Source organism: Streptomyces sp. WMMB 714, assembly GCF_900090125.1.
GTDB lineage: Bacteria > Actinomycetota > Actinomycetes > Streptomycetales > Streptomycetaceae > Streptomyces > Streptomyces daqingensis.
The window spans coordinates 61698-75881 of record NZ_FMHJ01000014.1 but is presented as its reverse complement, the minus strand read 5'-3'; the positions used below and the strand labels follow the sequence as shown (position 1 = coordinate 75881).

Here is a 14184-nt window from a genome sequence, read left to right as displayed (position 1 = left end):
TCTGGGCCGCTGACCGCGCGGGTACTCTCCGCCATCTTGCGGCGGACCCTCCCGACAGCGGCGCTTCCGTGGATCCTCCAGGAGCGCCGGCCACCCCTGTCCATCTTCCTACTCATCGACATGTACATGTGCCTTTCAGGCGCTTTGCGCATTTCGACCCCCGAGTGCCCTCCCATCTCCGGTGAATGCCTGCGGCGCGTCCCGCTGCTGGTGGCGGCCGAGGTGCACGACCCGGCGGCTGCTGAAAAACTCTCCGGAGACCCTTCTGCGCCGTCCGTGACCGCACTCGGTGTGCTCTGCCGGGCCGACCTCTCAGGAAGGAGTCGCCGTGCAGCGCCGACCGAGCGCACACGTGCACGAGGCGAGCCACGACGCCCCGCCCCACGCCCTGGGCGCCGATCCCGACCAGGACACCGCCGCCGTCATCGGCACCCTCCTCGAGCGGTACCTCGCCCAGCGCCGCGAAGAGGCCGCCCGCAGCAGCGAGCAGTTCGCGCGGGACGTCATCGACGTGCTCGTCGACGTCGTCCTCCGCGGCGGCAAGCGCACCCGGCCCGCGTTCCTGTGGTGGGGCTGGCGAGGCTGCGGCGGGGAGTCCCGCGGCGCGAACGCCGAGGCCGTGCTGAAGGTGGCGACCGCGCTGGAGCTGCTGCAGGCCTGCGCGGTGATCCACGACGACCTGATGGACGGCTCGCCCTCGCGGCGCGGGGCGCCCGCCGCCCACGTCGCCTTCGCCGACCGGCACCGCGCCGCCGGACTGCGCGGCGACCCCGACGACTTCGGCGCGTACGCCGCCGTGCTCGCCGGGGACCTCGCCCTGGTGTGGGCCCACGACCTCTTCGAGAGCGCCGGCCTGGACGCCAAGGCCCGCAGGGCGGCGGCCCCGGCCTGGCAGGCCATGCGCACCGAGATCATCGCCGGCCAGTACCTCGACCTGTACGGGCAGAGCACCGGCGTGGACTCGCCCGAGGAGTCGCTGCGCGTGGCCTATCTCAAGAGCGGCCTCTACACCGTCGAGCGCCCCCTCCACCTGGGCGCGGCCATCGCGGGAGCCGGTCCCGACCTGATCGCGTCCCTGCGCAGGGCGGGACGCAGCGCCGGCGTCGCCTTCCAGCTGCGCAACGACCTCGTCGGCGTGTTCGGCAGCGACGGCTCCGGGGAACCGTCGGGCGACGACATCAAGGACGGCGCCTCGACGTATCTGACGGCCATCGCCCTGCAGCGTGCCCGCGCCCACAGCAGACACGAGGCCGAGCGCCAACTGCGCGACGCCATCGGCAACAGGGACCTGTCCCCCGAGGACCTCCGGCGGGTCCGCGATCTCCTCACCCGCCTCGGCGCCGCCGACGCCGTCGAGGCGCGCATCGAACAGCTCACCGCGGACGCCCTGACGGTCCTCGAACAGGCCCGTCTGCGGGCCCCGGCGCACGAGCGGCTCCCCGCGCTCGTGCGCCGCGTCGTGGAGAAGCGCCCCGCCGGCTAACCGGTCACGGTCGCCCGCCGGTACCCGCTTCCTCCGCGGCAGCCTCCCGGGAGGCAGCCGGCACCGTCGCGTGGAAGGTGTGGACGATGCCTCTCTGCCATCCACGCACAGCGTCGCAGCGCACCGACTCGAAACCGGCCGACCGGAGGCGGAGGGCGAAGGCTCCGGCCGTGTCGAACGCGAGGACGCTGCGCCACAGGTGCCGGTACAGCCGCCCGCCTCCCGGGCCGAGCGATCCGAGCGGCACGATGACGCCCCGGCACACCGCGGACCACACCGCCCGGTGCACCGCGGCGCCGCTGAGGGTGTACTCGTGGACGGCCAGCCGCCCGCCCGGACCCAGCATCCGCCGCAGGTCCCGGAGCACGGCGTCCGGTTCGCTCAGGTTGCGGACCAGGTAGGCGGCGAAGACCGCGTCGAACGGCCCCCGCACCCCCGCCTCCTCCAGCCCCTCCGCCGGAGCCCGCACGAAGGTGACGTCGCCCTGCCACGCCTTGGCCCCGGCCCGCTCCAGCATCCCCGCCGACGCGTCGGCCGCCACGATCCGGGCCTTCGGCGCCGCCCGGAGCACCGCCGCCGTGGAGGCGCCCGTACCGCACCCCAGATCGAGGACGCGCATGCCGTCGCCGCCGCGGGCGCGCTGGTCGCCGGTCAGCATCCGCTCGGCCGCGCGCCGCAGGTGGCGGTGGTAGCCGGGGTTCAGCGCGGTCAGGGGGTCGTACGCCCCCGCGGCCCTGTCGAACGCGCGGGTCAGGCCGCTGTCGTGGAGCACAGTCATGACCACACCCTCGCCGCCGCCCGGACGTACCGGGGCGTACGACGCCGCGGCGCGCACCGCACGGACCGCCTGCGTCCCGAATGGGGTACGGGCGTGCGCCCCGGCAGGCGCCGCGCGGCACACGGTGGTGGCATGGATGTGGCCCGCCGCGCGGGCGGACAGTCGACGTGGAGAGGGAGACAGCCGTGTCCAGCAGCGCCCCCAACCCGAAGTACACCGTCCCCGGCATGAGCCAGCAGGACGGCGGCGACGTCATCCAGTTGCTCAAGACGCGCCTGCACGCCCTCAACGACCTCGCCCTGACGTTGAAGCACATCCACTGGAACGTGGTCGGCCCGCACTTCATCGCGGTGCACGAGATGCTCGACCCGCAGGTCGACTCGGTGCGCGACATGACCGACACGACCGCCGAACGCATCTCGACGCTCGGCGGCTCGCCGCACGGCACCCCCGGGGCGATCGTGGAGGGCAGGCACTGGGAGGACTACACGATCGGCAGGGCGGAGTCCATCGAGCATCTCGGTGCCCTGGACCTCGTCTACACGGGGATCATCGAGGACCACCGCGCGGCCGTCAGGGCGACCGCCGAGAGCGATCCCGTCACCCAGGACATGCTCATCGAGCAGCTTCGGGGCCTGGAGCTCTACCAGTGGTTCGTGCGCGCGCACCTGGAGAGCGCCGGCGGCGCGCTGAGCACCAGCAGCGCGAGCTCCGAGCGTGAGGCCGCCTCGCAGGCCGGCGAGCAGGCGCGCAGGCAGCCCTGAGCGCGGGCCGGTGCGCCGGTCTGCTGCGGGCGTAGCCCGCTGAGAGCGACGGAAAAGGAGTGGACAGACGCACGCCGCGCTTTCTACTGTATCGATACAGACTTGATCGATACAGAAGGCAGGCGAGCAAGCCATGGAGCCCCGGACCACGCGAGCGACGCTGCAGACGGTGGCGGACGAGGTGGGCGTCTCACGCACGACCGTCTCCAACGCCTACAGCCGTCCCGACCAGCTCAACAGCGCGCTGCGCGAGCGGATCCTCGAGGCCGCCCGCCGGCTCGGCTACCCCGGCCCTGACGCGGCGGCCCGCTCGCTGCGGCGGGGCAGGGCGGGGGCGATCGGCCTGGTCTTCACCGAGACCCTCTCCTACGCGTTCGCGGACCCGTACTCCGTCGGCTTCCTCCGGGGAGTGGCCGAGGTCGCCGAGTCGTCCGGCACCGGCCTGCTGCTGATCCCGATGCCGCCCGGGACCGACGAGGCGGAGACGGCGATGCGCGACGCCGTGGTGGACGGCTTCTGCCTGTACTGCATGCCCGTGCGGCACCCGGCGAAGAAGGTGATCCAGGCGCGCGGCCTCCCCGTGGTCACCACCGACGAGAACGACGACCCGTCGATCCCGCACGTGGGCATCGACGAGCGCGCCTCGGCGCGGCTGGCGGCCGAGCACCTCGCCAGGCTGGGCCACCGGCGCGTCGCCGTGATGGTCGACCACGTCGTCGAACCGGGCCACGCCGGGCCCGCCACCGTCGAGGAGCAGCGGGTCTCCGAGTGCGCCGTACTCCACGGCCGTCTGGCCGGATACCGCGAGGTGCTGGAGGAGGCGGGCGTCGACTGGGCGGACGTCCCCGTCGTGGCGGCGGGCCGCAACTCACGCCCCGCCGCTGCCGCCGCGGCCGCGCACGTCCTCGACGTCGCCGACAGGCCGACAGCCGTACTGGCGACCGGTGACGTCCTCGCGCTGGGCGTGCTCGACGCCTGCGAGCAGCGGGGTCTCGTCCCCGGCCGGGACATCTCGGTCGCGGGCTTCGACGACGTGCCCGAAGCGGCCCGTGCCCGCCTGACGACGGTCCGCCAGCCGATGGGGGAGAAGGGGCGCCGCGCCGCACGGCTCCTTCTCGAACCGCGGGATCCGGGCGAGGCCGTTCCGCGCGTCCAGCTGCCCACCGAACTCGTCGTGCGTGCCACGACCGGTCCCGCGCCCCGCTGAACACCGCCCGGCCCCTGCCCTGAACAGCCGTCCTGAACGCCGCCCAGAACAGCGAACGCTCCGCCAGTACAGCGGCATTCGTACCGAACGCACCCGAACCGAACGCACCCGAACCGACGAACCGGAGGAGACGCCATGTTCCCCGTAGCAGGTCCCATGATCGTGGAGGTCACCAGGCGGCACGCCGGGTCCGCGCTGCCGGACGCGCCGCAGATCCCGGAGGAGCCGCGCCCGCCCGGCCGGTCCCGGCACACTCTCGCCCGCGCGTTGAGGCGTCTTGCCGACCGGCTGGAGCCGCCGCGCTGCACCGCCGACCACGCGCTGCGGCCGCACCCTCAGTGAACTGCGGGGTGCATCCGGCGCAGGTCTGCCCGCGTCGCCGGGTCAGGTGGTGCGCAGGAACCGGGCGCGCCAGTGGCGCTGCTCGAAGGCGTCCGGATGGGCCACCCGCTCGACCCAGGCGGTGTGGAGCCCGCGGACGGCGAAGGAGTCCACTTCCGTGCGGGTGAGCGGCCACGGCGGGCCGTCCACCTGCTCGCCCTCCTCGCGGGCGCCGGCGATCACCAGGAGCTCCCCGCCCTCGGCGACCATCTTGGCCACGTTGCCGATCGCCCGCGCCCGTACCGAAAGCGGCATGGACTGCACCGTGACGGACTCGACGACGAGGTCGAAGGCGCCCGCCCACTCCCCGGGCGGGTCGAGGAGGTCGGCCACGACGTAGTCGACGGCCGAGCCGGGGAAGCTCTCCCGCGCCTGGCGCACGGCGGTGGGCGAGATGTCGAACGCGGTCGTGCGGAACCCGAGCCTCGCGGTGTACTCGGCGTCCTGTCCCAGCCCGCAGCCCACGACGAGCGCCCGCCGGCCCGCGCCCGCGACTCCGGACTGCTCCGCCCAGCCGACGAGGAGGGGGTTGGGCGCGTCCCGGTTCCACGGCACGACGGCCTCACCCGCCGCGGCCTGGGCGTAGAGCTTCTCGAACCACCCCGTGGGGTCGTTCCGGGCGGCCGATTCCGCCGCCAGCCTGTTCGCGTCCGCTTCGCGGTCACCGTCCATGGCACCAGTGTCGCGTACTCGGCTGCCAGGGGCGCGCCGTCCGGTCGCCGCTGAACTGCCGCCTCCGGGCGGGGAGTCGGGCCAGTCGGGCCGCCGCCCATCCGCGCGGGCAGCCCGCGCGGGCCGGTCACGCGGGGCGGGCCGACGGCCGGCCCCCGCCGGCTCCTTCAGCGTCGCCACCGTCGGCTACGTCCGCGTCGCCACGACCATCCGGCACCGCGGGCTTCCGTCGGCCCGACGGCCGAACTCGGGCAGGGCGCACAGCTCCACCGTGAACCCCGCCTGCTCCAGCTTCCGCCGGGCCAGGCCCAGCCGGAACGGCCGGTAGTACATGACGAACGGCGGCCGCCAGAGGGCGTTCCGGACGCGCATCGCCGCGTCGAAGCCCAGTGCCGCCCAGTACCAGGAGGAGCGGGGCGTCGCGGGGGCAGGAAGCGGGAACGCGAAGCGCCCGCCGGGCCGGAGAACCGAGTGGGCCTGGGCGAACACACCGTCCAGCTCGTGCGGCAGGAAGTGCCCGAACGCGCCGAAGCTGACGACCAGGTCGAAGACGGGCTTGAAGGGCAGCGCGTGGACGTCGCCGCGCACCCATGAGACGGCGGGTGCCCCGGCGCCCCGGGCGTCGCCGGGAGACGGGTGGGGGAGAGCGGCTCGCTCCCTGCCCGCCTCCAGCATCCCGGCGCTGAAATCCACTCCGGTGACGCTCCTCCGGCACACCTCGCGCAGCACGGTCATACCTGCTCCGGTGCCGCAGCACAGGTCCAGCCCGTGCTCGAACGGGCCGATCTCCGCGAGCGCCCGCCGCACCGCGCAGAGGAGCGAGTCGGGGGTGCGGAAGGGCGTGTGGTCGAACTTCGGCGCGAGGAGGTCGTAGCCGTGCTCGACGGAGGAGAGTGCCTGACGGGCGAGTTCGCGAAGGCTCGGGCCTTGCGGTGTGAACATCGCGCCAGCTTAGCCCTGGTGGGGGACCGAGGTGGGAGGCTGAGCCGGCGCCGCCCTCTACCCCCCCCCGGTGGCCCGGGTTCCCTCGGCGCGGGCGACGACTACGGGGCAGCGGACGGTAGTTGCCTGTCGTCGTCCATGCGCTGTGGTCGCGCCCGTCCCGCGCTGCATGCTGCTCGCTGCCGCCGGCGGTCACGACCGCAGGAGCGCCCGTCATTCGGGGTCGCCGGCGAGGACGGGCTTCCTGGGCAGCGTGGTGAGGAAGCGGTCCACGGCCGGGGTGAGCGTCTCCGGGTTGACGACGGCGGCCAGCGGCAACTCCGTCCGGGGCTGGAGCGGGACGTACCGCACACCGGTCAGACGCAGCACCCGGGCGGAGGCGGGGACGATGCTCAGCCCCACTCCGAGCGCGACGAGTCCGAGCATGGTGGTCACGTGGTCCGCCTCGGCGACGGGTTCCAGCGCGATGTCCGCGGCCCGCAGCAGCGTCTCGACGCGGTCCCAGTAGCCGGGGCCCGAGTCGCGGGGGAAGAGCACCAGGGGCTCGCCGTCGAGCAGCCGGGTGTGCACCTCCGGCTCACCGGCGAGGGGATGCCCCTCCGGCAGTGCGAGGACCAGCGGCTCACGCCAGACGGTCCGCGACCGCAGCCCCCGGCCCGCGGGCGGCCGCAGTAGGGCCACGTCCAGTTCCGCCGAGAGCAGCGCGGTGATGAGCTGCGGGGTCTCCATCTCCCTTATGTGCAGGCTCAGTTCGGGAAGCCGCTCGCGCGCGGGTGCCAGCAGGGCGGGCAGCGCCTGGTAGAAGGCGGAGCCGACAGCGCCGACTCGCAGGGTCCCCGCTCCGCCGCTGCGGATGTTGTACGCCAGCTTCTCCACGTGCTCCGCGCCGGCGATGACTCGCCTGGCCTGCTCCGCGAGCTCCGCGCCCGCCGTGGTCAGCGACACCCCTTGCCTGTTCCGCTCGAACAACCTGACGTCCAGCTCGTGTTCGAGGCGCCGGATGCGCTGGCTGAGCGGCGGCTGCGCGATGCCGAGGCGCCGGGCGGCACGGCCGAAGTGGAGTTCGTCCGCGACGGCGACCAGCGCCTGCAGCAGGCGGAGTTCCATCAGGCGACGGCCAGTTCGTGGGGCAGGCCGTGCAGCAGCCGCGACCCGTCCTCGGTGACCACCAGCATGTCCTCGATCATCACCGCACCCACGTCGGGTGTGTACGAGGGCACCTCGACGGCGAAGACCATCCCGGGCTCCATCACCGTCCCGGACGAGGGGCTGATGTAGGGCGGCTCCTCGTGGAAGGTGTCGATCCCCACGGAGTGCCCGACGTGGCCCCGCGTGTAGGAGGGGAAGCCGTTGCTGTGCACGTGGTGGACGGCTGCCCGGAAGACGTCCCCCACGACCGTCCCCGGCCGGATCATGGAGCGGGCGATGCGCTGAGCCTCCGCCAGCACCCCGTACAGCCGCTCCGCCCGCGCGGTGCGGTGCCGGTAGGCGAAGGTCCGCCCGCCGTCGCAGCGGTAGCCGCCGACCGTCGTGCCGCAGTCGAACTTCACCAGGTCCCCCGCGGCGAGACGCCCCTCCCGCGCCCCGTAGCCGGCGGACGTACGGGAACCCACCGCAGGCAGGACCCAGTTGTCGGTGTAGCCGGCGAACCGCGCATCGTCCAGTGCGGCCCGGGTGACGCCCGACTGGTACAGCAGCCGCACGTCGTGCGCCGTCATGCCCTCCTCCAGGTGCTTCACGGCGCTGGCCATGCCGAGTTCCGACAGCTCCACGCCCAGCGCGAGCCGCTCCACCTCCCACGGCTGCTTGACGAGCCGTACGCGGTAGATGTCGTCGGTGAAGTCCTCCCAGCCCGCTCCGGGCGCGCACCGCTCCAGCCGGCGCAGCGCCGGTACGGGCAGATGCTGCATGTCCGTCGCGACCCGGCCCTGGTCCATGCCCGACTCGCGCAGCGCGGAGGCGAGGACGCCGTCGAGCTCGCCGTCGTCGTACTGCTCGGGGCGTGAGGCGGGCTGCGCGCCGGACGGGTCCGCCGCCATCTCCTCGGCCGTGTTGAGGTCCACCCACAGCCGGTAGGTCCGCAGCTCCACGTCGGGTGCGGCGGCTCGGGCCGTCTTCTCCTCGAAGTCGCCGAGCACCACGGTGACGGGCTTCCGCGGGTCAGCGGGGACCAGCGCGAAGACGGTGCCGTGCATCCGCCACCACTCGGAGACGAAGTAGCTGCGGAACCCGGTGACGTAGAAGAGGTTCGAGGGCGTCACAGCGACGTACCCCGACAGGCCCTCCTCAGCGAGGCGGCGGCGGATCGTGGCGACGGCGGTGTCGTTCAAGACGGCTCTCCGGTGGCGGGTGCGACGGCGGGTGCGGGTGCGGGCGTGCCGGTGTCCTGGTCGAGCCTGTTCCAGCGGGTCTCCTTCGCCAGGTAGGCGCTCAGGGCGGCGATGAGGGCGGTGGCCACGACGTAGAGGCTCACCGCCGTGGTGGTGTGGAAGCGGTCGACGAGGAGGGCGGCGATCAGCGGTGCGGGAGCGCCGCCGGCTATTCCGGCGACCTGGTAGCCGAAGGAGGACCCGGAGCAGCGCAGCCGCGTGCTGTACAGCTCGGTGATGAACGCGGCCATCGGCCCGTACATCACCGCCTGTGCCACCAGCCCGATGCTCACCGCGGCCAGGACCCCCGCCAGGCTGCGGGTCTCGATCATCGGCCACGCCACGAGGGCGCCCGCCGCGACGGCGAGGGAACCGGCGATGTAGACGGGGCGGCGGCCGTAGCGGTCCGAGGCGGCCGCCGACGCAGGGATGACGGCGAGCTGCAGCACGGAACCCACGATCACGGCGTACAGGCCCCAGTCGCGCGGCAGCCCGAGCGTTCCCGAAAGGTATGCCAGCGCGAAGACGGCGAACACGTAGTACGACACGTCGGAGGCGATGCGCATACCCACCGTCAGCAGGACCTGGCGCCAGTGCGTCGAGAGCACCTCGCGGATGGGCGCCCGGGCGGGTTCGGCGGCCTCGAACAGCGGCGACTCCTCGACCTTCACCCGCATCCACCACCCGGCGGCGACCAGGGCCGCGCTCGCCAGGAACGGCAGCCGCCATCCCCAGGAGAGGAAGGCATCGTCGGGCAGCGCCGTGCTCGCGGCAGTCAGCGCACCCACAGCGACGAGGTTGCCGGCGGGGACGCCCAGCTGCGTCCATGAGGTGAGGATCCCCCTCCGGTGCCGTTTGCCGCCCGCCTCCGCGTGCTCGGCGGACAGGGTCACCGCCCCGGCCCACTCGCCGCCCAGGCCGAGGCCCTGGACGAGGCGCAGCAGCACGAGCAGCACGGGCGCCGTCACGCCGATCGCGTCGTAGCCGGGCAGGCAGCCCATGAGGAAGGTGCCGCCGCCGGCGAGGAAGAGCGTCGCGATGAGCGCCTTCTTGCGGCCGACGACGTCTCCCATGCGCCCGAAGACGATGCCGCCGAGCGGGCGGGCGAGGAACGCGACGGCGTAGGTGGCGAAGGAGAGCAGCGTGCCGGTGGCGGGGTCGCTGCCGGGAAAGAAGACGTGCGGGAAGACCAGCGCGGCCGCCGACCCGAAGAGGAAGAAGTCGTACCACTCGATCGAGGTACCGGCGAAGCTGGAGATCAGGACGCGACGCAGGCCGGTGCGCTCGTCGGGTACGGGCTTTTCGACGGGGGGTGTGGCCATGCGGCCTCCTCGGCGTGGGCGTCGTTCGCCCCACCGTAAGAATGCGGAATTGCGGCGTCCAATATCAGATGCGGCTCTCGTGATACGCGTTCGGTATCACGGGTGGCGAACTGCCCACCGGAGCGGCCGTCGCCCGCGCGCACCACCCACGCCTCGCACCCTCCGCCTCGCACGTCTCGCCGCCTCGCACCTCCCGTCTAGGCACCCGCCTCAGCCGTCGCGGCCCCGGCCGGAGGGCCGCGACGGCCACCTGGCCGGGCTTCCTACTCCCGTTCGCAGGTCAGCGTGCCCTCGGCGGCGCCGTTCAGCAGGGCGGCGTGCGCCGCGGCGAGACGTTCGCCGTCGGCCTTGGCGACCTTGCGGTCGTAGGTCAGCAGGCCGTTCAACTCCCCTTCGAGGTCGGTGATCTGGGTGTAGACGGCGCCGCTGCTGCCGTCGCATGCGGCGAACTGCTCGATGTCCTCCAGCTTCGCGAGGTACTCGTCGGTGAACTCCTCCTTCTCGACGCCGACGTAGGTGTGGCGCACCGGCCACGCGTGCCCGGGCACCGCAAGGCCGAGTCCGCCGTACTCGCCGCTGACCAGCGCGCGCCGGCCGTCGGGTTCGGGCAGTTGCGCGCCGGGATAGCCGTGGGCGTCGGAGATGTCGCCGTTGCCGCCGTCGACGGCACCGCAGCAGTTGTGGCCGCTCATGTTGTTCACCAGCCGCGTCGGGTCGAGCCCCTTGGCGTAGTCGGCGATCCTGGCCTGGTCGTACTGCCCCCAGCCCTCGTTGAAGGTGACCCACATGATCACCGAGGGGTGGCTGTCGTGCTGCGCGATCATGCGCTTCATCTCGTGCTCGTACTGCTCCCGCGCGGCCCGGTCCGGTGTGCGGTCCGAGCGCATGGACGGCATGTCCTGCCACACCAGCAGGCCCAGCCGGTCGGCGTGGTAGTACCAGCGGTCGGGTTCCACCTTGATGTGCTTGCGCACCGAGTTGAAGCCGAGCTTCTTGTGCGCCTCCAGTTCGTGGGCGAGGGCCTCGTCCGTGGGCGGGGTGTGCAGGCCGTCCGGCCAGAAGCCCTGGTCGAGCGTGGCCATGGAGAAGACCGGCTCGCCGTTGAGCACCATGCGCCGCTTGCCGTCGACGGTCTCGACGCCGATCTCGCGCATGCCGAAGTAGCTCTCGACGGTGTCGGCGGAGGCCCCTTCCCCGACGGTCACCTTCAGCGTGTAGAGGTGCGGATCGCCGGGCGACCAGAGCTCGGGATCGGGCACGGGGACGTCGAAGGGGGTGTCGCCGCTGCCGGTGGCCCGTCCGACCTCCCGGCCCTTGCTCCCGGCGCCCTTCTCACCGCCCCGTTCGTCGTACGCCACCGCCGTGACGGGCACACCGTCGGGCACGCCGCGCGCCGTCACGCTCACCTGCTCACCGCTCACGTCCGGCGTCGTCTTGACGTCGGTGGTGTGCTCCGCGGCGACGGGTTCCATCCACACGGTCTGCCAGATGCCCGACGAGGGCGTGTACCAGATGCCCTCGGGCTCCAGCCGCTGCTTCCCGACGGGCGGGTTGGGGCCGCCGGGCGAGTCCGTCGGGTCGTGGACGCCGACGACGAGCTCCTGGTGCCGTCCCGGCCGCAGGGCGTCGGTGACGTCGACGGTGAAGCGGTCGTAGCCGCCCTTGTGCGAGCCCACCCGCTTGCCGTTGACATACACGGCGGCCTGCCAGTCGACGGCGTCGAAGTTCAGGTGAAGGCGCTTGCCCGAGCCGATGTCCCAGCCGGCCGGCACGGTGAACGACCGCTTGTACCACATGCGCTCCTCGTGCCGTTCGACGCCGGAGAGCTGTGACTCGACCGGGTAGGGGACGAGGATGCGCTCCTTCAGCGGGCGTTCGTCCCCGACAGGCGGCGCTTCACCCTCCTCGGCGGCGGCGAACTGCCAGACGCCGTTGAGGTTGCGCCACTCGTCGCGCTTGAGTTGCGGACGCGGGTAGGCGGGCAGCGCGTTGTCCGGCCCGACGTCCTCGGCCCACTCGGTCCGCAGCTGGTACGTGGAGCCGTTCTCGCCCGCCGTCCAGAAGCCTCCGACCGTCTCGCCGTCGGCGCCGGCGAGCCCGCCGTCACCGTCGTAGCGCACGTCGGCGGTACCGCCCTGGCCGACCACGGGCTCCTCGAGGCCGATCGTCAGCCGGTGGTCGTCCTTCGGGTCCAGGTGCGCGCGGCCCAGCGGCCACGCGACGCCGCCGATGACGGCCTCGAGATGCTCCGGGAACGCGCCGGGCGGGTCGGAGAGGCGCTGCGCGAACGCCAGTTCAAGGGTGCGCCCGGAGGGGCCCACCCGGACCTCGGCCGGTCCGTCGTACTCGAAGTCCTCCGGAGGTGAGTACGCGGACTGCGGGACCGGGGCCTTCTTCCCGCCGGGCGGCGTCCAGCGCACGTGGAGGCCGGAGCCGCCGTCCTCCTCGAAGTACTCGACCTTCACGTCGTGGCGGGTGCCCTCTTCCAGCCGCACGGGCCGGGAGTTCTGCTCGTTGTCCCAGTCGGCGACCCAGTGGTCGATGACGAGTTCGCCGTCGACCCACATGCGGAAGCCGTTGTCGCCGGTGATGTGGAAGGTGTGCTCCCCGGACGTCGCGGGGGTGAGGGTGCCCGTCCAGCGGACGCTGGCGTGGTCCGCCCGGCCGGCGCGGCCCTCGAGGCGCGGTTCCAGGTCGGCGAAGTCGAGGGAGGGGTCGAACGCGGTGGTCTGGAGGGTGCCGAAGTCGTGTGCGCCGGGGGCGGATTGGGTCCAGTACTCGCCCTTCAGGCCGTGTACCTCGGGCGGTGCGGGGGCGGACGGGGCGGCCGTCGCGGGGGGCACTGAGCCCAGCGACACCGCGAGCAGGAGGAGAAGGGATAAAACGGCGGCAGCGGCGGGCCGGTCAGGTGCGCGTCTCACGGGACCTCCGGATGAGGTGTGCAGGAGATGGTTGCGGCACTGCCCTTGCTCCGGTCCGTCTTGTATAACGTTGGAAGCAAGGGTTGTCTGCATGACAGCACGCCGGCTGGGACCTGTCCAGGTGCCCGGGTGCGGTGGAAGCGGCGGCCCGCCCGAGGTGAGGAGCGCAGGGTGAGGGTGAGCCTCAAGGACGTCGCGGCGCACGCCGGAGTGTCGGTCAAGACAGTCTCCAACGTGGTGAACAAATACCAGCACGTCACCCCGGCCACCCGGGAGAAGGTGCAGCGCGCCATCGACGCCCTGGGGTACCGCCCGAACCTGACGGCCCGGCACCTGCGCAAGGGCCGCACCGGGATCATCGCCCTCGCCGTACCGGAGTTGGGCAACCCCTACTTCGCCGAACTCGCCGGCGCCGTGGTGGACGCCGCGGCGGCCCACGACTACACCGTCCTGCTCGACCACACCCAGGGCAGCCGCGAGCGCGAACTCCTCGTCACCCAGGGCTTCCGGGCCCGCGTCATCGACGGACTGATCCTCAACCCGCTGGAGCTCGAGGCGGAGGACCTGGCGGCCCGCACCGACGACGCGCCGCTGGTGCTGATCGGCGAACGGCGCTACGACCTGCCCCACGACCACATCGCCATCGACAACATCGCCGCCGCCCGCACCGCCGTGCGCCACCTGCTGGACCTCGGCCGGCGCCGCATCGCCTTCCTCGGCGCCCGCGGCGACCGCCCCAGCCAGCCCTCCCACCTCCGGCTGCTGGGCTGGCAGGCGGAGCTGGCCGCCAGCGGCGTGGCGGCCGACGAGGCGCTGGTCGCCCCGGTGGAGGGCTGGGACCGCGCGGACGGCGCGGCCGGGATGGCGGCGTTGCTGGACGCCGGGCAGCGTCCCGACGCGGTGTTCGCCTACAACGACCTGATCGCGATAGGCGCGATGAGGGTGATGTCCGAGCGTGGGCTGCGCGTGCCGGAGGACGTCGCGGTGGTCGGCTTCGACGACCTGACGGAGGGACGGTACGGCGCCGTGACGCTCACGACGGTGGCGCCCGACAAGCAGGCCATCGCCCGGCTGGCGGTGGAGTCGATCGTCGAACGCCTGGCATGGGAGGGCGGTGACGGAGCGACCCGCCGGCTCCACCCCGGATTCGCGCTGATGGAGCGGGAGAGCACGCTCGGACGGCGCCCGGCGGGTTGAAGCGCGAGCGCTCCTGCCGCGCCTGTGCTCGCCCGCCGCGCGCGGGGTGCGCCGGTCCCGATGCGGCACGCGTCCGGCGCGCTTCGTCCTGCGAGTTCGTGCGCGCGGTGTTTACACAGTTCTTCCAACGATGTAAAAGGAGCTAGCG

Annotated in this window: 12 protein-coding genes; 5 read left to right on the top strand and 7 right to left on the bottom strand. The window is 73.0% G+C overall.

What is annotated here, in order from left to right; genetic code table 11:
- The first annotated feature begins 328 nt into the window (after positions 1-328).
- Positions 329-1483: a polyprenyl synthetase family protein gene (locus H181DRAFT_RS23150; RefSeq protein WP_139131752.1), complete on the top strand. Its 1155-nt coding sequence runs from the start codon at positions 329-331 to the stop codon at positions 1481-1483.
- A 4-nt stretch (positions 1484-1487) separates the two neighbouring features.
- Here H181DRAFT_RS23150 and H181DRAFT_RS23145 read toward each other — a convergent pair whose 3' ends face one another.
- Positions 1488-2261 carry a class I SAM-dependent methyltransferase gene (locus H181DRAFT_RS23145; RefSeq protein WP_045866448.1) on the bottom strand — a complete coding sequence of 258 codons (774 nt, stop codon included), beginning with the start codon at positions 2259-2261 and terminating at the stop codon, positions 1488-1490.
- Between the two features lie 227 nt (positions 2262-2488).
- Here H181DRAFT_RS23145 and H181DRAFT_RS23140 point away from each other — a divergent pair, with 227 nt between their 5' ends.
- From H181DRAFT_RS23140 to H181DRAFT_RS23130, 3 genes are all read left to right on the top strand, one after another.
- The gene (locus tag H181DRAFT_RS23140; RefSeq protein WP_045866447.1) at positions 2489-3025 is read left to right on the top strand and encodes a Dps family protein; all 537 of its coding nucleotides are present in this window, start codon (positions 2489-2491) and stop codon (positions 3023-3025) included.
- Positions 3026-3158: 133 nt separating this feature from the next.
- Positions 3159-4232 carry a LacI family DNA-binding transcriptional regulator gene (locus tag H181DRAFT_RS23135; RefSeq protein WP_045866335.1) on the top strand — a complete coding sequence of 358 codons (1074 nt, stop codon included), beginning with the start codon at positions 3159-3161 and terminating at the stop codon, positions 4230-4232.
- A 135-nt stretch (positions 4233-4367) separates the two neighbouring features.
- Positions 4368-4574, top strand: a complete 207-nt coding sequence (locus H181DRAFT_RS23130) for a hypothetical protein (protein WP_074468009.1) — start codon at positions 4368-4370, stop codon at positions 4572-4574.
- A gap of 42 nt (positions 4575-4616) precedes the next feature.
- Here H181DRAFT_RS23130 and H181DRAFT_RS23125 read toward each other — a convergent pair whose 3' ends face one another.
- The 6 genes from H181DRAFT_RS23125 to H181DRAFT_RS23100 form a co-directional block, all read right to left on the bottom strand.
- The gene (locus H181DRAFT_RS23125; protein WP_045866333.1) at positions 4617-5285 is read right to left on the bottom strand and encodes a class I SAM-dependent methyltransferase; all 669 of its coding nucleotides are present in this window, start codon (positions 5283-5285) and stop codon (positions 4617-4619) included.
- 186 nt (positions 5286-5471) lie between these two features.
- The gene (locus H181DRAFT_RS23120; protein ID WP_045866332.1) at positions 5472-6227 is read right to left on the bottom strand and encodes a class I SAM-dependent methyltransferase; all 756 of its coding nucleotides are present in this window, start codon (positions 6225-6227) and stop codon (positions 5472-5474) included.
- Positions 6228-6440: 213 nt separating this feature from the next.
- Entirely contained in the window at positions 6441-7334 is an 894-nt protein-coding gene (locus H181DRAFT_RS23115; RefSeq protein WP_045866331.1) for a LysR family transcriptional regulator, read from the bottom strand.
- Positions 7334-8557: a M24 family metallopeptidase gene (locus tag H181DRAFT_RS23110; protein WP_045866330.1), complete on the bottom strand. Its 1224-nt coding sequence runs from the start codon at positions 8555-8557 to the stop codon at positions 7334-7336. The genes H181DRAFT_RS23115 and H181DRAFT_RS23110 overlap by 1 nt, the downstream gene beginning before the upstream one ends.
- Complete coding sequence (locus H181DRAFT_RS23105) at positions 8554-9918, bottom strand: MFS transporter (RefSeq protein ID WP_045866329.1); 1365 nt, start codon at positions 9916-9918, stop codon at positions 8554-8556. Before H181DRAFT_RS23105 ends, H181DRAFT_RS23110 begins: the two co-directional genes overlap by 4 nt.
- 263 nt (positions 9919-10181) lie before the next feature.
- Positions 10182-12839: a PA14 domain-containing protein gene (locus H181DRAFT_RS23100; protein WP_254666950.1), complete on the bottom strand. Its 2658-nt coding sequence runs from the start codon at positions 12837-12839 to the stop codon at positions 10182-10184.
- A 171-nt stretch (positions 12840-13010) separates the two neighbouring features.
- On the opposite strand from H181DRAFT_RS23100, the gene H181DRAFT_RS23095 reads away from it, so the two are divergent.
- Positions 13011-14036, top strand: coding sequence for a LacI family DNA-binding transcriptional regulator (locus H181DRAFT_RS23095; protein ID WP_045866328.1), 1026 nt, complete (start codon positions 13011-13013; stop codon positions 14034-14036).
- The last annotated feature ends 148 nt before the right edge of the window (positions 14037-14184 follow it).